Genomic DNA, 20,647 nt, shown 5'->3' on the forward strand with positions numbered 1-20,647 from the left:
GGGAGCGCGGGCGGGACGGTAACCTGGATGCACCGCTGTTTATGCTTGCCCGCTGGAGTTCCTGAACGCAAAAATGCCCTTTTGAGCTGGGAGGATGGGAGCTCTCCGGGCTTCCGCCCGCCGGGTCGAGAGGGAATTTCCGACGTGCGATTGTTGCATGCGGTGTCGAGGACGCACGACCGCGTGAGTGGGATGCCTTCCTGGGTGCTGCGAAGGCCGGGGAGTTCGAGCGGCCGTAGCAGGCGCTGTGACTTCGCAGGCGCTGTGATTTCGTGAGTTCCGGGACGTCCGCCTTGTCCGGCTCTCGGCGGCGGTGACGAAGGCCCGCCCCCGCGCACGTCCGGAGTCGCGTGTGCCAGGACGGGCGGCCGGGCATCAGCGAAGGGCTTCGGCGATGCGCTGTCGCAGTGTTGCGTCGCCGAGACTGCCGATGTTGCGCCAGGTCGCGTCGGTGGTCTCCTCGGTCTGAAGCTGGCCAGTACCGGTAGTGGCGTGGAAGAGGAAGCGGAAGTCGATGTGCCGGTGCTCCGGCTCGCCCTTGGCGTCGTTGGCGGGAATGGGGTGGACGCCGACGTGGATCGGCCGATCGTCGGCTGATGTGATGGTGTCGCTGGGGATGCCGGTTTCCTCGGCGAGTTCGCGCAGCGCCGCGTCCCCCGGCCTGTGATTGCCGCATATGCCGAGGCATCCGTGGTGCTGACTCGGAGGGTGCCGGCCGCCATGTACGGTGACCGACACCAGGTCCTGCTACGGAGAAACCCTGGGGTGCGGAACTCAGGGCAGGGTGAGTCGGGCTACCTGGGGGTCGTGGTCGCTTTGTTGGGTGGCGAACTCGGAGTTCACGTGGACCACGTCGTAGCTGTGCGCGGCGCCGGCCAGCGCGGCGGAGAGCAGGATGTGGTCGAGGACCTGCGAGTTGCCGTCGTAGACGTAGGTGTAACGCTCTGCGTCGGCCAGGGTGGCCGGTAGGTCGGTCAGGCCGGCGCTGGTCAGGGTCTGCACCGGCGCCGAGTAGGGGAAGTCGTTCAGGTCGCCGGCCACCACGATCCGTGCCTGGCTGTCGATCGCCAGGATCGACTGGACGAAGTTCCGCACCACCGTCGCCTGCTGGTTGCGCTGCGTCTCGCTGGTGAGGGCCGGTGGCTGGTAGCGGCCGAACAGCGGGTCGTCACCGCCCTTGGAGTTCCAGTGGTTGGCGATCACGAGCAGCGGCTTCGAGTTGAAGTAGAACTTGCCCACCAGCGGCTTGCGGCTGGCGTTGAAGGCCGAGTTGGTCGGGTCGATCCGGCCGGGGTTGACGCTGAGGTTCACCCGGTCGGCGGGGTTGCCGCTGTCGGAGACGGCCACCGCGGTGGTGGAGCCGCCGGGTGTGCCGGAGGCGAAGGTGAGCCCGATGTCGGTACGGAACAGGAAGCCGACGCGGATGTTGCCGCCGGGCTCACCGCCGTCCTGATCGTCCACCGGGTTGGTCTGCTGGTAGGTGTAGGTCGGCCCGCCCGCGGCACCGATCGCGTTGATCAGCCTGGTCCAGGTCTGGTCGGCGGCCACCACCGAGCTGTTGGTCGCCCCGTCGTTGTCCTGGACCTCCTCGACGGTGATGATCCCCGGCGCGGCCAGGTTGGTCACGATCTGCTGAGCCAGCCCGTCGAACTTGCTCTGCGGGTCGGACGGGTCCAGGTTCTCCACGTTGAACGTGGCGACCGAGATCTGCCCGGCGCCCGGCCCGCCGGTGCTCTCCGGGGCGAGCCCGCCCGCCACTCGGCTGATCGCGCTGGTCAGCAGCGGTTTGAAGTTGCGGAAATGGAGTGGTCGAGGACGCCGAGGGCCGGGCCAGAGAAGTGGTCGCCCACGTTCACCCCGGCGGGTGTGGAGCCGGCCAGCGCGCCGTCGTCCAGGATGATCCGTTCCGGGTTGGCGTCGGTCTGGCGTGTCACGATGCCGCCGCGGGTGGTGCGCACGGACGCGTTCGCGCCGTTGTCACCGAGCACCGGGATCTCGTTGTAGCTGTTGGCCGGGCCCACCGCCACGGGGTTGTTCACCTGGACGCGCATGCCCTCCAGGGACTCGTAGAAGTCGATGCCGTCGGTGGCGGGGTCGAAGGTGCCCGAGGTCTCGACGCTGCCCGTGGCGTCGTTGTCGATCACCGTGGTCGGTGGTATCCGGCCGCCGGTGCCGGTGCCGGTGCCGGTGCCGGTGCCGATGACGGCCGCGGCCGGGACGGCCCTGCTCCCCAGCACGGAGACGGACGGTGAGGTGATCTCCGTGGTGGTCAGGTTCGTGGTGCCCGACCCGCCCGGCCGGTACTCCGTGACGGTTCCACCGACCGCGACCTCCTAGTGTCCTGAGTCGTTGATTCGTGTGCAGATAGAATGGGCTGGTGCCTGGCCCGAGCGCGGATCCCATCGAGTTGTCGTCTGCTGAGCGTGCGGTGCTGGAGGGCTGGGCCCGACGGCGGAAGACCGCGCAGGCGCTGGCGTTGCGCTCGCGGATCGTGCTGGCCTGCGCGGACGGTGGGACGAACTCGGGGGTCGCGGCCGAGCTCGGGATCACCCGGGGAACGGTCGCGAAATGGCGGGAGCGGTTCGCGGTCGACCGGCTGGAGGGCCTGTCAGACGAGGCACGTCCGGGAGCGCCTCGGAAGGTCACCGACGCCCAGGTCGAGGCGGTGATCGCGAGGACGTTGGAGGAGAAGCCACCGAACGGCGATACCCATTGGACATCGCGGTCGATGGCGAGGGCCAGTGGGCTGTCGCAGTCGACGGTGTCACGGATGTGGCGGGCGTTCGGGTTGAAGCCGCATCTGGTCGAGACGTGGAAGCTGTCCACCGACCCGCTGTTCGTGGACAAGGTCCGTGACGTGGTCGGGGTCTACCTCGACCCGCCGGAGAAGGCGATCGTGCTCTGCGTCGACGAAAAGTCGCAGGTGCAAGCTTTGGATCGCACGGCACCGGTGCTGCCCCTGATGCCGGGTACCCCGCAGCGGATGACCCACGACTACGTCCGCCATGGCACGACCAGCCTGTTCGCCGCGCTCGACCCGACGTCCGGGTCGGTGATCGCGCAGACCTTCCGGCGGCACCGTCACCAGGAGTTCCTGCGCTTCCTCAAGCTGATCGACTCCTCGGTCCCGAAGGGCTACGACCTGCACCTGGTCCTGGACAACTACGCCACCCACAAGACCCCGGCGGTGAAGAACTGGCTGCTGCGCCACCCCCGCTTCCACCTGCACTTCACCCCGACCTCGGCGTCGTGGATGAACCTGGTCGAGCGCTGGTTCGCGGAGCTGACCACCCGCAAGCTGCGCCGATCGACGCACCGCTCGGTCGTCGAACTCGAAGCCGACATCCGCCGATGGATCAACGCCTGGAACAAGGACCCGAAGCCGTTCGTCTGGGCCAAGACCGCCGACGAGATCCTCGAGACCCTCGCCGCCTACTGCCAGCGAATCAACGACTCAGGACACTAGCCGACGGCGACCGTGGGTGCGCTGGACGTGTACACGAACAGGCCTTCGGAGGTGGCGTCGTCCGCGTCCGGGCACGGGTCCTGGTACCAGAAGCCGCTGCCCGTCACCGCGGTGACCACGCCACGCACGTCGGACACCGACTGGCCGCTCCGCGGGGAGATGTGCGCGCTGCCCTGGATGTCACGGATGCGGGTGGTGTAACCGGCGCAGCCACCGCCGTGGACCTCGCTGATCACCACGTCGGGTGAGGCCGGGAAGGCCGGGGTCGCGACGATCCCGGTGAGGCTGAGGCCACCGGCCAGAGCCGCGACGAGTACAGGCGGCAGCATGCGCCGCACGAGGGAGCGGCCACGAGGCGAGGGACAAGAATGATCCATGGATGGGCTCCTGACCGACAGCGCGCGGACAGCGACACGAGCCCGTCATCTCTATCGAGCGGACAGTGCCGTTAGCGTCAGCTAAAGGCGACGGTCAGTGAACAGATGCGTGAATTTCTGGCGTGACGGTCAGGCCAGCAGCGGGAGCAGGGCGTGGATGTCGGCGAGGGCGCGCAGCTGGTCGGTGAGGTGGGTGCAGGTCGTCGGCCCGGTCATGGAGGAACGCAGCTCGCTGCGCAGCCCGGGCAGGCGCTGGCCGAGCACCCGGTTGACGCTCGTCGCGGCGAGCGGGCACTGCGGGCCCGGCAGGACGCGGGGTGTCGCCACCGCCGCGTTGATCGTCGCGGTGGCGAGGTCGATCGTGGCGTTGACGGCGTACTCGTGCACGATCGCTTCCGAGCCGTCCAGGTCGTGGTAGATGTCCCGGAAGAGCCCGTCCACCACGGCCTCGCCCGGCCGTGGCCCGGGCGCCACGTCGATCCTGCGCCGCCGTCGGATGCTGCCGGGCGGCAACGGCGGCGCCACGTGCCAGCCCAGTGGATCGCTGTCGTCCTCCAGCCTCGGGGCGTTCGGCCCGCGGCCCAGGAGAGCGGACGGATCCTCGCGGTTGGCGACGTCCAGCCCGCCGCCGGCCACCCAGCCGGCGCAGACGTTGACCGGCGGCATCCTGACGTCGGTGAACGGCACTCCGGCGGTGCGGACGATCATCGAACTCGAGATCAGCATGACCACGGGCACCTCGTCGAGGAGCAGTCCGAGCAGGGTGCCTCCGGCGGTCAGCTCGGGCACGGCCCGGTCCAGCGCGGTGCGGAAACCCGATCCGGCCCGGGCGCCCAGCAGCGCGTCACTGCCGGCCACCGCCGGATCACAGTCGATCGAGGTGACCGTCCGGTCGCCGAAATAGTCGATCGTGACCTGGACGCCGGCCTCGGCCACGACCCGCGCGTCGCTGTCCGTTTCCGCCCGCTCCCCGATGGTGCGCAGGTCGCGTGCTCGGCCGACGATCACCACCGGACTTTCGGTGCCGTCCGGGCACAGGACGTCAACTGTGCTGGTACGGCGCACCGAGCCGGGGAGGCGCGGTGGCGTGTCAGCGGTCGGCCCGGTGGGGGAGAGCCACTGGAGAGCAGTCGTCGTCACCCTTCCCAGGGTTGCACCCCGAACCACCGATGGCTCTGTGGCAGCCCGTTCGGAGCAGAGAAGTTGGCAACGTCACGTCCTCCGTGTCATCTCCGCGGTTGCCGGCCTGTTGCTCGATGGTTCTTCGAACCACCGAGCAGGCCAGGGACCGAGGCTCTCCGGATCCGCCGGGCCCGCCGCCTGCCGGCCGGTCCGTCAGGTGGACGGCACCGTCTGCGTCGTCCACGAGAAGACGCCCGGCGTGCGTGGGTTGGCGGTGACCCGCAACCACTGCGTGGCGGTGTCGCCGAAGGTCTCCAGCCGGGTCAGGTTGGGTACTCCGGCGTAGTTGGGTTCCACCTCATAGATGTGCTCGTCGCCGTGCACGAGCAGGACCGGCTTGCCGTACCCGCGCGACCGTTCGGCGATGCGTCGGCGGATCTCGGTGAAGCCCGGGGTCTCGGTGGGCTCGGCCTGCATCAGCAGGAGTACGCCGGGAGCGTGGGTGCGCTCGGCGGTGGCAAAAGCGGTGTCGATCCAGTCGAGTGCGGCGGCCTTGCGTGCCTCGAACTCGGCCAGCCGCAGGTCCGGCCGGTCCCCACCGGGCAGCTGTGACCACGGTGCCAGGTCGTTCTCGCTGCCGACGACGTGCACGGTGGCGAAGACGATCCGGTTCCGGGTGAAAAGCACGTTTTCGCGGTACTCGCGGTGGCGTTGGTCGGATGCCTGCGTCGCCACCCTCAGCTGGTGACGGCCGAGGGTACGGCCCGGTTCCGGGAAGAACACCCGGCGAACCGCCTCCAGGCGCTCGGTGGGTAGGTATCCGCCGGCGGCCGTACGGTGGCAGTCGGTCCATTCGTTGTCGCCGGGTGTCAGCACGAACGGATCGTCGAACGTGCCGAAGAGCTGTACCAGATCGGCGAAGCGGGCGTCGTCACAGGTGGACGAGCCGTTCTTGACGTCGCCGGCGTGCAGCACGAAGCGTATGTCCGCATCGGCGTTGACGGTGTCGACCAGGTGCGGGAGGACGGCGCGCTGGGCGTCGCCGTAAGGAGTGTCGCCCAGCAGCGCGAAGGTGACCGCGGGCCCGTCGGGCCCGTCGGGCCCGGCGGGGCCGGGATTGCCGGGTGCGGCGATGGCGGTACCGGCCGGGACGAGTCCCACGACCGCAACGGTCGCGGCAAGCGCCACTGCTAACAGGTGTCGTCGCATGCGATGACTCTCGACACCTTCGACCACCGGCCGGTGACGACAGTTCGGCCACCGGGCGACGCCTGGTCGACAAGCGCAGTGCGCTGACACCTACGGGCTGCCCGGCACCGGCTCGTGGAAGATGCGGGACCGTCTACGACGGCGTCCACCGGAATGACGGAGGGTTGACCTTTTTCACCGGCTTTCCGGTCGGTGCCCGCCGGCTGCCGATTTTCAGAATCAGGAAGGCGGTGGATTCGGCGAGATAGAAGACGAAGAGCGCGGCGAGGACGACGCAGCCGGGGACCAGGACGAAGAGAAAACCGGGAAGGGTGACGGCGACGAGCGCGGCGAGCTGCCCGAACCCCGGGCGCCACAGCGTGGACAGCCCCGATTTCCGGACGCCGGCGAGTCGCACCGCCGCCCACATCAGCCACCGCCGTAAGAAGGCCACATCGAGTTCACGCATTGCCCAGCGGAAGATCCCGTCCGCGTCGGCGTGGTCGAAGTCGCCGGCGTCGGTCAGTTTCCACAGCCAGTCGTGCAGGATGGCCGCCTTGGTGTAACGCCCGTATGTGGGTACCAGCCAGGTGAGGAAGCGTGGGACCGACGCGAAGTCGGTCGTAAACCCCGTCGGCACGGTGAAGACCTGTTCTTTTCCCTCGTAGCTGACGGGTTCCAGCAGGCGCCAACGGATGTCGTCGATCTCTTCGACGGCGATCCTGTCACTGAGAAAGGGCATGTGTCCCTCGTCGTTCGTTCCGCGGCGTTGGGGGCGAGGACGGGCAGGCCCCGGACGATAGCCGGAGCCAGGAGGACGACCGGAGCCAGGGGGACGGTTGCGGGATCAGGGGGACGGCCGGAGCCGGGCAGGGGACAGGATCGACTCGTACAGGCGGGCGGTTCGCTCCGCCACGGCCTGCCAGCCGAACTCGGCGACGGCGCGGTCCCGGCCCCGCCGGCCCATCGCGTTCGCGCGCGCCGGGTCGCCCAGCAGCGTGTTGACGGCTTCGGCGAGCGCTGCGGGGTCCTCTGGCGGGACGAGCAGCCCGGTCACACGATCGTCGACGACCTCGGGGATGCCACCGACCCGGGAGGCGACCACGGCCGTCCCGCAGGCCATGGCCTCCAGGTTGACGATCCCCAGCGGCTCGTACACCGACGGGCAGACGAAGACGGTCGCGTGCGTCAGAAGCTGGATGACCTCGGGTTTGGACAGCATGCCCGGGATCCACACGACGCCCTTGCGGGTGTCGCGCAGCCGGTCGACCTGCGCGGTCACCTCCGCCAGCAGGTCGTCGGTGTCGGGCGCCCCCGCGCAGAGCACGAGCTGGGCCCGCGGGTCGAACCCGGCCGCCGCCTTCAACAACACCGGCAGGCCCTTCTGCCGGGTGATCCGTCCGACGAACACCACCGACGGCTGCTCCGGGTCGACGCCGTAGCGGGCGAGGACGTCGGTGGCCGGATCCGGGGTGTACTCGTCGGTGTCGATCCCGTTGCCGATGACGTGCACCCGGGTCGGGTCGACCGCCGGATAGGCCGACAGGACGTCCGCTCGCATGCCCCTGCTCACCGCGATGACGGCCGACGCCGACTCGATGGAGACCCGCTCACACCATGACGACAGCGCGTAGCCGCCGCCGAGCTGTTCGGCCTTCCACGGCCGCAGCGGCTCGAGGGAGTGCGAGGTCATCACGTGCGGGATCCCGTACAGCAGGGACGCCAGGTGCCCGCCGAGGTTGGCGTACCAGGTGTGCGAGTGCACCAGGTCGGCGTCCGCGGCAGCGGCGGTGGCGGACAGGTCGGCCGACACCGTCCGCAGTGCCTCCCCGGCGTCCGCGAGCACCTCCCACGGCCGGTGCGCACGTACCGTGAGGCCGTCCGGGCTCGGGCGGTCGGCGCCCTGGCAGTGCACGGTCAGGTCCACCAGGTGGGCCAGCTCGCGGGCGAGGTACTCGACGTGCACCCCCGCGCCGCCGTAGACCTCCGGTGGGTACTCCCTGGTCAGCAGTGAAACGCGCATGCCCGCCCTTGTGGTTGGTGACCTGTGCCTGGTGGCCGGCCGAACCCCGGACCCGGGCCCTGGGTCCGGGCTCCGGAGCCCGGCCGAAGACCTGAAGCCGGCCGAAGCCTGTGGAGCCGGTCGGGCTCCGGCTCCGGCCGGAACGCTGAACGCCTGCTGTCAGCAGGTGATCGTGACACCCTTCCCGACGACGGTCACGCCCTCCGGGCTCACGGTGAACCCACGGGCGCGGTCGTGCTCCTTGTCCACCCCGACCTCGCCGCCTTCGGGCACGATCACGTTCTTGTCGAGGACGGCGTTACGGACCACGGCCCGCCGTCCGATCACCGTGTTGTGCATGACGACCGCGTTCTCGACATGCGCCCACGAGTTCACCCGCACGCCCGGCGACAGCACCGAGTGGCGCACCAGACCACCAGAGATGATCACGCCGTTGCTGACGATGCTGTTGACGGCCGTGCCGGTCCGGTTCGGGTGCTCGTGGACGAACTTCGCCGGCGGCAGGGACGGGACGTTGGTCAGGATGGGCCAGTTCCGGTTGTACAGGTTGAACACCGGGTCGACCGCGCACAGGTCCATCTGCGCGTCGAAGTAGGAGTCCAGGGTGCCGACGTCACGCCAGTAGCCGTGATCCCGCTCGTTGGCCCCGGGTACGTCGTTGGAGGTGAAGTCATAGACCTGCGCCACGCCGGCCTTGGCGAGCATCGGGATGATGTTCCCGCCCATGTCGTGGACGCTGGTGTCGTCGTCCGCGTCGGCCCGCAGCGCGTCGATCAGGACGTCCGTCGAGAACACGTAGTTGCCCATGGAGGCGTACGTCTGCTCGGGGCTGTCCGGCAGGCCGGGCGGGTCGGCGGGCTTCTCCAGGAAGGCGTCGATGGTGTAACCGTCCGCGCCGGGACGGATCACGCCGAACTGTGTGCCGTCGGCCCGCGGGACGCGCAGGCCGGCGACGGTGACGCCGGCTCCGTTGGCCAGGTGCTGGTCGACCATCTGCCGCGGGTCCATCCGGTAGACGTGGTCGGCGCCGAAGACGACCACGATGTCCGGCTGGTCGTCGTGGACGAGGTTGAGGGACTGGTGGATGGCGTCTGCGGATCCGGTGTACCAGTGGGGGCCGAGTCGCTGCTGGGCCGGTACCGGGGTGATGTAGTTGCCGAGCAGGTTGCTCATCCGCCAGGTGGTGGTGATGTGGCGGTCCAGGCTGTGGCTCTTGTACTGGGTGAGCACGCAGATACGCAGGTAGCCCGCGTTGACCAGGTTCGACAGGACGAAGTCGATCAGCCGGTAGAGGCCGCCGAAGGGGACGGCCGGCTTGGCCCGGTCGGCGGTGAGTGGCGCGAGCCGCTTGCCCTCGCCTCCCGCCAGCACGACACCCAGCACTCGTGGTCGTGGTCGTGACATCCCAGACCTCTCAGGGTGACGCCGATGCTTGTAACTGCTTGGTTTCTAATGGTTCAGATAACACAGTGTGATTGCGGTGAGTGACTGCGCTGTGTCGTCATCGACCGGTCGGGCACGGCCGCGTTCGGCCGGGCCGACAATGCCGAAGCCTAACAGCGGGTAGTGGAATTCGGGCTCCGGACCGTAGATCCGCGACGACCTGCCACCGCCGGGTTTACCGTCGCCCCGCCAGCCGGGCCGCCCCCGGCGCCCGTGACAAGGATCATCCCGCTGGACGCCGGGACACGGGCCTGCTGCCGGCGTCCACCCAGGTGGCCAGGCTGCCCGTGCGCCAGGTCGTCTCAGGTGCCGGGCCGCCCGGCATGTTCCGGCTCCGGGGCGGCGCCCTGGCCGCCTGCGGACGGTCGCAAGTGGCTGCTGTCGGTTGAAAGGACGGGGCCGGTTGGAAGCTGGCAGCTGAAAACTGGAAGCTGAAAAGTGGAAAGAAGCTGAAAAATGGAAGAAGGCCTCCCGGCGGCGCGAAAAGCGCTTTTCGCGCCGCCGGGAGACCCGTGCCCCGGTCCTGTTCCGGAGATACTGCGCGGTGATTACTTTATGCGACTGGCCTGGTCAGGTCGTAGACGGTCGTGCCGCCGATCGTGGTCGTGGTGAAGGTCTGCTGGACCCATGTGGTGATCGCGCTGGCGGTGCCGCCGGAGCCGCCACCGCGGCCCATGCCACCGCTGGCGAGGAAGTAATGGATCTTCCCGGCTTCGACGTACTCCTGGAACTGGGCCAGCGAGGGGGCCGGGTCGGTCCCGTTGAAGCCGCCGATAGCCATCACCGGTACACGGGTGGCGAGCTGGACGCCGGCGGCGGAGTTGGATCCGATGGTGGCCGCGACCCAGGTGTAGCGCTCGGCGTTCTGGGCGAGCGCGGTCACCAGTTCGGCGTTCGGCGTCCCGGCGTCGAGCAGCCCCCCGAGGCCGCCGCCCCGGCCGAACATCGCCGCACCCTGCTGGCCGAAGCCGCCACCCAGGCCCGTCGCGCCCCCCTGGCCCGTCGTGCCGCCCTGGCCCGGCACAGCGCCCTGGCCTCCCGTCGCGCCGCCCTGGCCTGTTATGCCGCCTGGTGGCATCCCCTGCGGGACACCGCCGCCCGGACCGTTCATCCGGACGCCGCCGCCGAAGCCTCCGCCGCCGAAACCGCCTCCGCGAGGGCCGCCGCCGAAGCCGCCGGTGGGCCCCGCCGACGGGAGGGCGCCGGTGTGGGGGGTGGCGGCCGTCTCGACCGCGTAGGCCGCGGGCCCGATCAGCGTCACCAGGATGCCGGCGGCGGCCAGCACCGTCGCGGCGCGACGTGCCGGACGCGCGGGAAGCACCAGCGTGAGGATCAGCGTGACGATCGCCACGGCACCGACAGCGATCACGAGCGCTCGCAGCCACGGCTGCCAGTCGGGCGTCCGGTGCAGCAGGACGTATGACCACGCCGCCGTGGCGGTGACCGCGGCCGCCAGGACCAGGCAGGACCCGAGCCGGTCGCGTTCACGCCACAGGTGGACGCCGCCGATGCCGACGACGGCCGCGGCCCCGCCGGCGCGAGCGCGATCGTGTAATAGGGGTGGATGATTCCTTTGGCGAGGCTCAGGGTGACGCCGGTGACGACCAGCCAGCCGCCCCAGAGCAGCAGCGCGGCTCTGGTCCGGTCGGTGCGTGGGGCGCGTCCGCGCATCGCGATCACGGCTACCATGATGATCAGTGCCGCGGGGATGAGCCAGGAGATCTGCCCGCCCATCTCCGTGTTGAACATCCTGGTCAGGCCGGTCTCCCCCCAGCGGCCGCCAGTGCCTCCGCCGCCTCCGCCGACGCTGCCGGCCTCGTTGCCGTTGAGCCGTCCGAAGCCGTTGTAGCCGAAGACGAGGTTGAGGATGCTGTTGTTCTGCGACCCGCCGACGTAGGGCCGGGAACCCTTCGGCCACAGCTCCACGGCCGCCACCCACCAGCCGGCGGCGACGAGCATCGCCACCCCGGACAGCAGCAGCCGGCCGATCCTGTGTCGCAGCGATATCGGCGCGGCCAGCAGGTAGGTGAGCGCGAAGACCGGCACGACCAGGAAGGCCTGCATCATCTTCGCGAGGAAGCCGAAACCGACGAAGACACCCGCCCAGACCAGCCACCTGGCGCTGCCCGTCTCCGCAGCCCGGACGGTCGCGTAGGCGCCGAGGAGCAGCAGCAGGACGAGCAGCGCGTCGGGGTTGTTGAACCGGAACATCAGCACCGCGGCCGGTGTCAGCGCGAACACGGCCGCGGACAGCAGCGCCGCGGCCGGGGAGAACCAGCGCCGGACGGTCACGTACAGCACCCCGACGGCGGCGACACCTTCCAGCGCCTGCGGGACGAGCACGCTCCACGGGCTCAGCCCGAAGATACGCACCGAGATGTCCATCACCCACAGTGACGCCGGTGGCTTGTCCACGGTGATGAAGTTCGCAGCGTCCGAGGAGCCGAAGAAGAACGCCGTCAGGTCCGACGACCCGGCCTGGACGGCGGCGCTGTAGAAACTGTTCGCCCAGCCGGAGGCGCCGAGCCCCCAGATGTAGAGCACGGCCGTCCCGGCCAGCAGGGCGAGCAGCGCGGGACGCACCCATGCCGGATCGCTCTCCCGGCCGCGCAGGAGGCTTCGCGCCCACCGGCCCCCTGCCCGGGAACCGGCGCCGGGGCGGCCGGGTGCCGCGGCCGGGGCGGGCGGAATGCCCGCCCGCTCGGGAACGGTCGTGGTCATGGCCGGATCCTCGCCGTCGGTCCGGGCTGCTGTCGAAGGTCGGGAGTCACCGTCATGGGACCTGATAGTGGGGTTTCAGTCTGACGCTGACCTGATGTGAGCCTGGGAGCCGACTGAGAGCCTGTCCAGGTCTGCCCAGGTCAGTTTGCTCAGCTCCAGGCGGCCGGCCGCTGGACGGGCAAGACAATGTGGCCCGGGGTGCCGAGCCAGGCTTCCTGGCCGTGTGGAGTGACGGTCATGCCGAAGCGGTGGAACCTTGGTCTACCGGCATTGATCCACGAGTGGTAGGCGGCCTCCAGTTCCTCCCACAACCGGCGTGGCCCACACTGGAGGACTTCGTATCCTTCGTCCTCCGGATCGTCCGCGAAGGAGGCCCACGATCGGGACCGCGCATGTGACAGGCGAAGAAAGACGATCCCGGTCTCGGGATCGGTAGCACTTCCCGCGATCATTCCGGGGCATGCCAGCCCCAGGGCGAAACCCGCGTCGTGGTTCTCGAACACCTCGCGTGGACGAACGGGCGTGAAGCTGATCTGGCGGTTGTCCTCGTGTGTCCACCACAGCGGAGCGCCGTCACGATGGCTGCGTATCTTCATGAATGCCGCGGTGCTCTGAAAACGCCCCCGGGCGGTTCCATCGTCTGTGACGGTCAGTGACAGGAGTGCGCACTGTCCGAAACTTCCGGCGAGCGGTAGGACGATCCGGCCGCCCGGACGGGTCTGCTCTACCCAGGCGTAGGGAACGGTGCTGACGCTCGCCGTGGCCATGATTCGATCGTAAGGTGCACCGTTGGAGTAGCCGCGTGTGCCGTCATCCGTGACAATGGTGACCGGAATTCCAAGTCTGGCTATCGTCGCGCGGGCGTGATCCGCGATTACGGGGTCCACCTCGATCGTGGCTGTCCGGCCCGTCTTCGATCGTTCGGCGATGAGCGCCGCGTTGTATCCGGTTCCGGTACCAATTTCGAGGACGTCCATTCCCAGTTGGACGTCCAACATGTCCAGCATCTTCTTCATGACACCGGAAGCGCTGCTCGAACTCGTCGGGAAGATGCCCCTGCCGACACCGTACGTGTCGGCTCCGTCGTCGACCTGGATGATGACGGGTGCGTCGCTGTCGACCGCGGCCTGCCAGCGTTCGGGTTCTTTGGCCCGATTCAGCGGAACCATCCATGAGCCATCACCGTTCACCCAGATCACGTTGGGAATGAAATCGGCTCTTCTTACACCTTCCCCGTGCCGTTGCATATCGAACGCCTCTTCTTCTCCTGCCCGGAACCCGTGCCCTCCCCGTCGCCCGTGACCACTACCGTTCCGCTACCGTTACACGCGGCGCAGTCGTTTTTAGGTTTCGAGTGTTTTCCTATGACGCTTCCCTGAAAGACCGTGCGCGCGGGTCCTGGCGGAAAGGCGCAGCGCCGCCTCGGGAAACCGCCGCGCAACGCCAGCTCGACATAGTCCCGCAGATCGGGCAGCTCCGTCAGGAGTTCCTGGATCAGCCCGTAGACGAGCCTGGGCAGGTAGGGCCGTTCCACAGCGGCAGACTACCAAGATTCCGCGTAACTAGTAGACTGTCGCTGCTTAGTTCTGGTGTGTCTTGTGTCTGGGTGAGAGGGTTGGGTCTGGCAGGTCTCCCCGTCCCTCTGCCGGTCAGGACTGTGTCGTGGGTTCGCAGAAGAAGTGGCCGGTCACCTTGACCGAGGCTGATCGTGACGAGTTGGTTCGGGTGACCTCGACGGGGGTTCATCCGGCGTCGATGATCCGGCGGGCGCGGGTCCTGCTCGCGTTGGACACCTCGGTCGGCCCGGTTGCCTCCCAAGAAGAACTCGTGGTCCGGGTCGGGGTCTCGGGTGAGACGCTGCGGCTGGTCGCGAAGCGGTTCACCGAGACCGGTGGGGATGTGGGGGCCACGATCGGTCGGAAGGCACGGGAGCTTCCCCCGGTGCCTTCCCCGGTGACCGGCGAGGTTGAGGCCAGACTGATCGCGCTGGCATGCTCGCAGCCACCGGCTGGTTATGCACGCTGGTCGCTGCGGCTGTTGGAAAAGCACGTCGCGCTGGTCGCCGACATCCCGGACCTGGACCATTCCACCATCGGCCGGGTCTTAAAAAAACGAGGTTGCGTCCTCATCTGAGGAAGTGCTGGACCATCCCACCGAGGGCGAACGCGCAGTTCGCCGCGCGGATGGAAGACGTTCTGGCGGTCTACGCCCGGCCCCACAACCCGGGCGTGCCCGTGGTGTGCATGGACGAGAAGCCCTACCAGCTGTTGGCCCACGCCCGCGACCCGATCCCCGCCACGCCAGGGCGTGACCGGCGCGAGGACTCCGAGTACGTGCGCCACGGAACCTGCTCGATCTTCTGCTGGGTCGAGCCACTCGCCGGCTGGCGCCGCGTCCAGGCCACCCCACGGCGCACCAGGATCGACTGGGCACACCACGTCAGGCGCCTGCTCACCCTCGACTACCCCGACGCCGAACGGGTCGTGCTGGTCATGGACAACCTCAACACCCACGACATCTCCTCGCTCTACGAGGCCTTCGACCCGGCCGTCGCGTTCGCACTCGCGCAACGACTCGAGATCCACCACACCCCCAAACACGGCTCCTGGCTCAACATCGCCGAAATCGAACTCGCCGCCCTGACCCGCCAATGCCTCGACCGCCGCATCGACACCCTCGACGTCCTGAACACCGAACTCGACGCCTGGCAGACAGCCGTCAACGCCAACCAGCGCCAAGTCAACTGGCACTTCACCACCGATGACGCCCGCACCAAACTCCGCCACCTATACCCCACACATTAGCGGCGACAGTCTACTAGTCAGGTAGTTTTGATCTTGAGTTAGCTGATCGCGGGCATCCAGGGACGGCCCTCGGCAAGTTGGACGAGAGCGTCGAACAGGCTGATGCCGTGTTTGGTGGCGGTGGACAGGTAGCTGCGGATCGCGCAGAACTGGCGGGCGCCGGTGAGCGTGCGTAGGCAGCCGGATACCTTCTGCCGTAGTTTGATCATGCGGATGTCGCGTTCGGAGCCGTTGTTGTCCGCGGGAACCCGCCAGTCGCGGGTGAACCGAAGGTAGTCGGCTTCGCGGTCGACGAGCCGGCAGGCCAGGGCATGGCGGGCGGCCATGAGTTTCGTGCCGCGCGGCGAGGTCTGGCTGATCCCGATGTGAGCGGCGTGGCGCAGCTGCCGGGTCTGGGTGGCCGGTGCCTGCTCGTCGATGGTGACGCCGGTAGTGGCGGCGTCGACGGCGAGGCGGTGCAGGGCGACGAGCGCGTCGCCTGCCTGGGCGGCCCAGCACCAGGTTCCCGTCGGGGCCGCGTCGACGACGGCCTGTAGTTCGCGCAGCACGTGAGCGACGCACAGCTGGTGGGTGGCGCCGGTGTAGCTGTCGTAGGGGGCCCAGGCGTCGTGGACCACCACCCCACCGAAGGCGGGAAGCACCCCGAGGGCGTCGATCCCGCCGCTGCCGCGGGTGGCATGGCAGTCGATCAGCGTGTACTTGTCGGTGCGGGCGCAGTGCACCCAGTGCAGTTTCCCGGCGACCCGCAGCCCCGTCTCATCGGCCCCGATCACGTCGGCGGCGGCCAGCAGACCCCGGACGGTGTCACGGAAGCCGTCGAGTCCGGCGGCGGCACGGGCGGTCATCGCACCGACCGTGCCCGCCGAGATCGGGATCCCAACCAGCTCGGCCAGCGCGGTCGCGGTCCGCTCCTGCGACAGGAACTGACCGGAATACAGGTAGACCACCGCCGCGGCCACCCGCGGCCCGTACTGCACCGGCGCGTCCACCCCGGCCGGTGCCGCCGCCTTCGTCCGCGTCCCGCAGCCGCACTCCCGCTCGATGAGCTGATGTTCGACCACATGCGGACGTAGTTCGGGCAGGTCGAACACCTGCCGCCGTTCGGTCCGGGTCACAGGCCGGCCCGCAAGCCCCGCCCCGCACCCCGCACACGGCCCCGGCTCATGCCGCAGGCGCACATCAGGCTCAGCGAGCATCCGCAGCGTCGATCCCGGATGCCCGCCCTGCCCACCGGGCCTGCGGCCGGTCTTCTTCCGCAGCGACTTCGGTGGCGGTTTCGCCAGCCCGTCCGAACTCGGTGGCTTCGCCGAGTTCCGCGAGTTCTTCGCGACCTGAGCTTCCAGCTCGGCGATCCGCACCCGCGCCTGTTCCAACGCCGCAGCGGTCTCGACCAGCTGCGCCCGCAGACTCACCACCAGCGCCGCGAGCTCGTCATACGACGGCACCGGCGGCGACGCGGGCGGACCATCCGACACACCCGGACCCTACGGCCCGATCAACCACACAGCACCAACGACCCGGGCCTTCAGGCCATCGAGGAGTCCCAGCCAGCCGGGAAACCAAAAACAAACGATCTACCAGACCTGACCAGTTACGATTCCGCAATGTCCGATGCAAAGATTCCGCACCCCTCAGTACCAGGTTCACGCAGCCACGAGTGCAAAGATGCCCACTCATCCCCTCCTGCCGTGGTGCGGGGAGCGTGAGAAGCTCCTGATCAAAGCTGCATCGCCGAGGCCCGGTATCCATGATCGCCGTCATCCTCGGTTGAGGGTAGGTCTGAGTTACGTGGAAGCCGCGGTCGCCCTGGGCGTTCCGGTGGGAACGGTCCGGTCGCGTCTGGCGTGTGCCCGCGCCCGGCTTGCGAAGGCCCGGGCCGCGGGGCCGGGCGCGTTCCAGGAAACCGTCGACACGGCGACACCGCTCACCGGCCGACACAGTCGGGAAGGGGCGTGACATGTCCGATCTGGATTTTCCGCGGCTTCCGCCGCAACGGGCCATCCCGGCAGAGCGGCTGGCGCAGCGCCAGGCACTGCTCGAACGCCACATCGCGGCGGCTTCCGAGCCGGCCCGGAGGCCATGGTGGCGGCGAAAGCTGATAGTCGTTCCGGTCGTGGCCGTGGTGGCTGTTCTCGGGACGGCCGCCGGCCGAGGACTGCTTCCCGGTGATGCGGCGACCCAGGCCACGACGGTGTCATGTTATAAGATGGTGAGTCTTCACGGTGAGACGGACATTGTCGGCGGCGGGGTGACGGACCCGGTAGAATCCTGCCGGCAGGTGTGGCGGTCCACCGGGATGAACGTGCCGTCAGAAGTCGTCGCCTGCCTTACCTCGGGTGGGGCTGTCACGGTCTTTCCGTCGAAGAACGCCTGCCGCAGGCTGGGGCTGCGGCCGTTCACGGGAGTGTCTGATTCCGCGCGCATCTTCGCCGCTTTCCAGAATGACGTGGTAACCGCGGTACGGGCGGATCACTGCCGTCCCCGCAGTGAAATCATCAGTATGGTCCGGCAGAAGCTGGATTCCTACGGCCTACAGTCCTGGCGGATCGACGACAGCGGCTTCGGTCGGCCGTGGGCGGTGGGCCGGCCCTGCGCCAGCCTTGCTTTCGACCACGACCAGTCGACCGTGATCATAGTGCCGCACACGGAATGATGCTGACCGATGCGGTGACCGTCTCGACACAGAAGCGGTCACCACATCTGTCCAGGAAGCTGGTTTTCAGTTTTTTGATGAACGAGACCGGTTGCTGGGGAAATTACCGGATGACGTGTATGCCGTCGACGAGGAGATCAGTCGACGAAGAGGTCGGTGCGGGCTGAGACGCGTTGGGTGCCGAAGGCTACCGGAGACGCGTTGACGACGAGCGGCGGGCCGCCGCGGCCGGGACCACCGCCGGCAGGCGGGCCGCTCGGCGGGCCGCCGTGCCCGTGCCCGTGGCCGTCCCCGGGACCGCCGTCGGTGCCTGGGCCGGTTGGGGGACCACCGCGTCCGGTATCCGGGGTGGCCGGCGGCCCGCCGTGCCCTGCGGGCGGGCCGGCTGGAGGGCCGCTGTGTTCGGCGGGCGGGCCGGCCGGGGGTCCGCCGTGCCCGCCGGGGCCACCGTGCCCGCCGGGGCCACCGTGCCCGCCGGGGCCACCGGGGGCACCGTGTTCGGCGGACAGGTCGGGCGGGGGGTCGCCGGGGCGGGCGAACAGCAGCTTGGCCTGCCTGGCCTGCATCTGCGTGACCGTTTCCACGACTGGCCGCCGCTGTTGTTCGAACTGGCCGAGCGTGTCGCGGTCGAAGCTGCCGGCGGCCAGCGCCGAGACGAGGATCGGGTGCGCGAGTGCCGCGTCCTGGATCGCGAGGTTGATCCCCTGGCCGCCGATGGGTCCGTGCGTGTGCGCGGCGTCCCCGATGAGCAGCAGGCCGTCCCGGGCCCAGGTGTCGGCGAAACCGGCGAACACGTCCAGCACCGCAAGGTCACCGGGCGCGTTGACGTATTTGGTGATCAGGTCGGCGTACCGGGGGACGGACTGGCGGATCTGTTCCTTGATGTGTTCGATCCCGTGCTGGGCCAGCGACCGGTAGCTGCGCCGTGGGAGCGTCCAGCCCAGCTGGAGGCTGTCGGGGTAGGCGTCGTAGACGATGATCGGGTTGCCGTCGCCCTGGAAGACCGTCACCTCGGGGCCGTGCCGTTGCGGGGCGGGCAGTTTGAACCACACCATGTCGTAGTCGAAGGCGTCGATCTTGGTGAATGTGATGTCGGCCAGCCGCCGGGTCTTCGAGTGCCGCCCGTCCGCGGCTATCACGCACCGGGCGTCGATCCGCTGCTCGGTGTCGCCGTCCGGCAGGGTGACGCCGACGACGCGTTCGCCGTCCAGGAGCAGCCCGCTCGGTGACCGGCCGTCGAGATACACGAAGCGGTCGTACTGTTTGCAGGCGTCGAAGAGTTCTTCCAGCACGTTCGGCTGCGGGATGCTGAGGAAGTGGTTGTACGGCGGTTCGATCTGGTCGTACTCGGCCTGGAACAGGGGGCGTCCGCCGGAGACGATACGGAAGCGCGAGCACTCGTAGTGCCCCCGTTTGCGGGCGCCGTCGAGAACACCCAGCTGGTCCAGTATGAGCGCGCCTCCGGGTTGGAGGATCTCGCCGCGGTACTCGCGGTCGAACGACGTCGCCCGTTCGACGAGAACGACCCGGGCGCCGGATCGCACCAGTAACAGCGACAGGGTCAGCCCGGCCGGGCCGGCGCCGATGACGCAGAAATCTGTCTCCATGATGAAAGCTGCTCCCGTTTGGTCAGACCAGGGCGGCGGTGAGGTCGTGGATGACCGCGACGACGTCGGTGGGCGTCGGCTGGGCGGCGTTCTCGGCGGAGAGCGCCGCCGCCCTGTCCCGGTATGAGGGGGTGTCGAGCAGGTCGCGGCAGGCCGCGACGACCGACTCGGCCGTGACGCCTTCCCCCAGCAGCTGCCGGCCCGCGCCGGCGGCGCTGATGCGCGCGGCGTTGTCGAACTGGTCCGCGAACCGTGGCAGCGCGAGCTGCGGCAGGCCCGCCGTCACCGCGGTCAGCGCCGCCCCGGAGCGCCCGTGGTGGACGACAAGGTCACTGGTGGGTGCGACCAGGTGCAGCGGGAGCAGATCGGTGGGGGCGCCGGCCGGCAGCGGCAGCGTCCAGCCGGGGCTGATCGGGTCCTCCAGGCCGGCCACGACCTCGATGCCGAGGCCGTGCAGGACGGTGGCGACCTCCGCCAGCGTTTCCGCGAGGTCCCGGAAGGCGGCCCTGACCAGGCTGCTGCCGACGGCCAGGGTGACCCGGGGCCGCTCCGTCCGCCTGAGGATCCACTCCGGCAGCGTGGCGGCTCCGCTGTAGGGGACGTAGCGGATGTGCCGGTCGCGGGATCCGGGCGGGTCCGCCGGCCGCAGGCTCGGCGGGCACGGGTGCAGGCGCAGCGTGGGTTCGGGCAGGTCCGTCAGGCCCAGGCGGGCGAGTTCCGGCGTGAGCTCGTCGCGGGCGGGCGGGCGGCCGGGCCTCGGGCATTGTCGTCACACCCCAGCCGTGTTCGACCCAGGGTAGGCCGTGCGTCTCGGCGGCGAGCTGGCCCGCGTGCTCGGTCGGTTCGCTGATGATGACGTCCGGGCGCCAGCGCTCCACCAGTTCCAGCGTGTACGGCAGGGTGGCGGCGGTCAGGCGCCCCCAGGCCCGGCCGGTGCCCTCGTTGCGTTCCGCGGCGGTTGTCGCGGGCGGCACCGGCCGGCCGTCCCGGTCCCTGGTCATGATCGTGAGGAAGTCGACCGACGGCGCGGTCGCCCCCGCCGGCAGCGCGGCCTCGGTGATGGCGCCGGTGAAGTTCGCCGGCGCGGCGACCAGGACGTCGTCGCCGGCCGCCCGCAGCGCGTGCGCGAGCGGAACCAGCGGAAAGAGATGACCGTGGACCGGAGAAGTGGTGAAGAGCACTCGCACGAATTGCTCCTTACGGGTGTGACAGGTATGGGGACACGGCCCGCGATGGTCGTCCC

At 69.2% G+C, this 20,647-nt stretch carries 20 protein-coding genes and 3 pseudogenes; 5 read left to right on the forward strand and 18 right to left on the reverse strand.

Annotation, left to right across the window (positions count from 1 at the left end):
* Positions 1–375: 375 nt before the first annotated feature.
* The 3 genes from FSYMDG_RS02340 to FSYMDG_RS27320 are packed head-to-tail and all read right to left on the reverse strand — an operon-like array spanning position 376 to position 2,237.
* Positions 376–738 (reverse strand): NUDIX domain-containing protein, encoded by a 363-nt coding sequence (locus FSYMDG_RS02340; protein ID WP_237702954.1) that lies wholly within the window; start codon positions 736–738, stop codon positions 376–378.
* A gap of 36 nt (positions 739–774) precedes the next feature.
* Positions 775–1,758 (reverse strand): endonuclease/exonuclease/phosphatase family protein, encoded by a 984-nt coding sequence (locus tag FSYMDG_RS22540; RefSeq protein ID WP_050803290.1) that lies wholly within the window; start codon positions 1,756–1,758, stop codon positions 775–777.
* Positions 1,759–1,775: 17 nt separating this feature from the next.
* Entirely contained in the window at positions 1,776–2,237 is a 462-nt protein-coding gene (locus FSYMDG_RS27320) for a hypothetical protein (protein WP_131792568.1), read from the reverse strand.
* A gap of 140 nt (positions 2,238–2,377) precedes the next feature.
* Between FSYMDG_RS27320 and FSYMDG_RS02350 the strand changes: the two genes are divergently transcribed.
* On the forward strand, positions 2,378–3,466 hold the full coding sequence (locus FSYMDG_RS02350) for an IS630 family transposase (RefSeq protein ID WP_013871712.1): 1,089 nt from the start codon (positions 2,378–2,380) through the stop codon (positions 3,464–3,466).
* Here the strand turns inward: FSYMDG_RS02350 and FSYMDG_RS29915 are convergent.
* The 10 genes from FSYMDG_RS29915 to FSYMDG_RS25655 form a co-directional block, all read right to left on the reverse strand.
* Complete coding sequence (locus FSYMDG_RS29915; protein ID WP_193353084.1) at positions 3,463–3,795, reverse strand: hypothetical protein; 333 nt, start codon at positions 3,793–3,795, stop codon at positions 3,463–3,465. The genes FSYMDG_RS02350 and FSYMDG_RS29915 overlap by 4 nt on opposite strands.
* A 177-nt stretch (positions 3,796–3,972) precedes the next feature.
* Positions 3,973–5,010, reverse strand: a complete 1,038-nt coding sequence (locus tag FSYMDG_RS02360) for a DUF2889 domain-containing protein (protein ID WP_013872009.1) — start codon at positions 5,008–5,010, stop codon at positions 3,973–3,975.
* A 168-nt stretch (positions 5,011–5,178) separates the two neighbouring features.
* Positions 5,179–6,126, reverse strand: coding sequence for a metallophosphoesterase (locus tag FSYMDG_RS02365; protein ID WP_202797664.1), 948 nt, complete (start codon positions 6,124–6,126; stop codon positions 5,179–5,181).
* Between the two features lie 181 nt (positions 6,127–6,307).
* Complete coding sequence (locus tag FSYMDG_RS23825; RefSeq protein ID WP_013872011.1) at positions 6,308–6,895, reverse strand: DUF1353 domain-containing protein; 588 nt, start codon at positions 6,893–6,895, stop codon at positions 6,308–6,310.
* Positions 6,896–7,000: 105 nt separating this feature from the next.
* Positions 7,001–8,176, reverse strand: coding sequence for a glycogen synthase (gene glgA, locus FSYMDG_RS02375; protein ID WP_013872012.1), 1,176 nt, complete (start codon positions 8,174–8,176; stop codon positions 7,001–7,003).
* Between the two features lie 159 nt (positions 8,177–8,335).
* Positions 8,336–9,580, reverse strand: a complete 1,245-nt coding sequence (glgC, locus tag FSYMDG_RS02380; RefSeq protein ID WP_013872013.1) for a glucose-1-phosphate adenylyltransferase — start codon at positions 9,578–9,580, stop codon at positions 8,336–8,338.
* 592 nt (positions 9,581–10,172) lie between these two features.
* Entirely contained in the window at positions 10,173–10,988 is an 816-nt protein-coding gene (locus tag FSYMDG_RS27815; RefSeq protein ID WP_013872014.1) for a hypothetical protein, read from the reverse strand.
* The gene (locus FSYMDG_RS27820; RefSeq protein ID WP_013872015.1) at positions 10,985–12,340 is read right to left on the reverse strand and encodes an ArnT family glycosyltransferase; all 1,356 of its coding nucleotides are present in this window, start codon (positions 12,338–12,340) and stop codon (positions 10,985–10,987) included. The genes FSYMDG_RS27815 and FSYMDG_RS27820 overlap by 4 nt, the downstream gene beginning before the upstream one ends.
* 149 nt (positions 12,341–12,489) lie before the next feature.
* Positions 12,490–13,587, reverse strand: coding sequence for a methyltransferase domain-containing protein (locus FSYMDG_RS02390; RefSeq protein WP_013872016.1), 1,098 nt, complete (start codon positions 13,585–13,587; stop codon positions 12,490–12,492).
* On the reverse strand, positions 13,563–13,874 hold the full coding sequence (locus FSYMDG_RS25655) for a hypothetical protein (RefSeq protein ID WP_013872017.1): 312 nt from the start codon (positions 13,872–13,874) through the stop codon (positions 13,563–13,565). Before FSYMDG_RS25655 ends, FSYMDG_RS02390 begins: the two co-directional genes overlap by 25 nt.
* Positions 13,875–14,002: 128 nt before the next feature.
* Between FSYMDG_RS25655 and FSYMDG_RS27825 the strand changes: the two genes are divergently transcribed.
* The gene (locus FSYMDG_RS27825; RefSeq protein ID WP_043602714.1) at positions 14,003–14,473 is read left to right on the forward strand and encodes a helix-turn-helix domain-containing protein; all 471 of its coding nucleotides are present in this window, start codon (positions 14,003–14,005) and stop codon (positions 14,471–14,473) included.
* On the forward strand, positions 14,458–15,144 hold the full coding sequence (locus tag FSYMDG_RS27830; protein WP_237702726.1) for an IS630 family transposase: 687 nt from the start codon (positions 14,458–14,460) through the stop codon (positions 15,142–15,144). The genes FSYMDG_RS27825 and FSYMDG_RS27830 overlap by 16 nt, the downstream gene beginning before the upstream one ends.
* A gap of 38 nt (positions 15,145–15,182) precedes the next feature.
* Here the strand turns inward: FSYMDG_RS27830 and tnpC are convergent, their stop codons facing one another.
* On the reverse strand, positions 15,183–16,619 hold the full coding sequence (gene tnpC, locus FSYMDG_RS02405; protein ID WP_013871651.1) for an IS66 family transposase: 1,437 nt from the start codon (positions 16,617–16,619) through the stop codon (positions 15,183–15,185).
* A 301-nt stretch (positions 16,620–16,920) separates the two neighbouring features.
* Between tnpC and FSYMDG_RS29490 the strand changes: the two are divergent.
* Together FSYMDG_RS29490 and FSYMDG_RS02410 are read left to right on the forward strand one after the other, a co-directional pair.
* A pseudogene (locus FSYMDG_RS29490) lies at positions 16,921–17,100 on the forward strand (sigma factor-like helix-turn-helix DNA-binding protein); the annotation flags it as partial.
* Position 17,101: 1 nt separating this feature from the next.
* Positions 17,102–17,797, forward strand: coding sequence for a hypothetical protein (locus FSYMDG_RS02410; RefSeq protein ID WP_013872019.1), 696 nt, complete (start codon positions 17,102–17,104; stop codon positions 17,795–17,797).
* A 137-nt stretch (positions 17,798–17,934) separates the two neighbouring features.
* On the opposite strand, the gene FSYMDG_RS02415 is transcribed toward FSYMDG_RS02410, so the two are convergent.
* The 4 genes and pseudogenes from FSYMDG_RS02415 to FSYMDG_RS29925 form a co-directional block, all read right to left on the reverse strand.
* Positions 17,935–19,404: an FAD-dependent monooxygenase gene (locus FSYMDG_RS02415; RefSeq protein WP_013872020.1), complete on the reverse strand. Its 1,470-nt coding sequence runs from the start codon at positions 19,402–19,404 to the stop codon at positions 17,935–17,937.
* 22 nt (positions 19,405–19,426) lie between these two features.
* Entirely contained in the window at positions 19,427–19,837 is a 411-nt protein-coding gene (locus FSYMDG_RS25670; RefSeq protein WP_050803294.1) for a glycosyltransferase, read from the reverse strand.
* A gap of 99 nt (positions 19,838–19,936) precedes the next feature.
* Positions 19,937–20,146 (reverse strand): annotated as a pseudogene (locus tag FSYMDG_RS29920) (hypothetical protein); the annotation flags it as partial.
* 79 nt (positions 20,147–20,225) lie between these two features.
* Positions 20,226–20,591, reverse strand: a pseudogene (locus FSYMDG_RS29925) (hypothetical protein); the annotation flags it as partial.
* Positions 20,592–20,647: the final 56 nt, after the last annotated feature.

Origin of the sequence: Candidatus Protofrankia datiscae (genome assembly GCF_000177615.2) — a bacterium.
In the GTDB taxonomy this organism is placed as follows: domain Bacteria; phylum Actinomycetota; class Actinomycetes; order Frankiales; family Frankiaceae; genus Protofrankia; species Protofrankia coriariae.

Excerpts from the sequence above, each read along its gene's own strand:
- glgC (WP_013872013.1), bottom strand. The coding sequence starts at position 9,580 with ATGTCACGACCACGACCACGAGTGCTGGGTGTCGTGCTGGCGGGAGGC.
- FSYMDG_RS27820 (WP_013872015.1), bottom strand. The coding sequence starts at position 12,340 with ATGACCACGACCGTTCCCGAGCGGGCGGGCATTCCGCCCGCCCCGGCC.
- FSYMDG_RS23825 (WP_013872011.1), bottom strand. The coding sequence starts at position 6,895 with ATGCCCTTTCTCAGTGACAGGATCGCCGTCGAAGAGATCGACGACATC.
- FSYMDG_RS02410 (WP_013872019.1), top strand. The coding sequence starts at position 17,102 with ATGTCCGATCTGGATTTTCCGCGGCTTCCGCCGCAACGGGCCATCCCG.
- FSYMDG_RS02415 (WP_013872020.1), bottom strand. The coding sequence starts at position 19,404 with ATGGAGACAGATTTCTGCGTCATCGGCGCCGGCCCGGCCGGGCTGACC.
- glgA (WP_013872012.1), bottom strand. The coding sequence starts at position 8,176 with ATGCGCGTTTCACTGCTGACCAGGGAGTACCCACCGGAGGTCTACGGC.
- FSYMDG_RS29915 (WP_193353084.1), bottom strand. The coding sequence starts at position 3,795 with ATGCTGCCGCCTGTACTCGTCGCGGCTCTGGCCGGTGGCCTCAGCCTC.
- FSYMDG_RS02390 (WP_013872016.1), bottom strand. The coding sequence starts at position 13,587 with ATGCAACGGCACGGGGAAGGTGTAAGAAGAGCCGATTTCATTCCCAAC.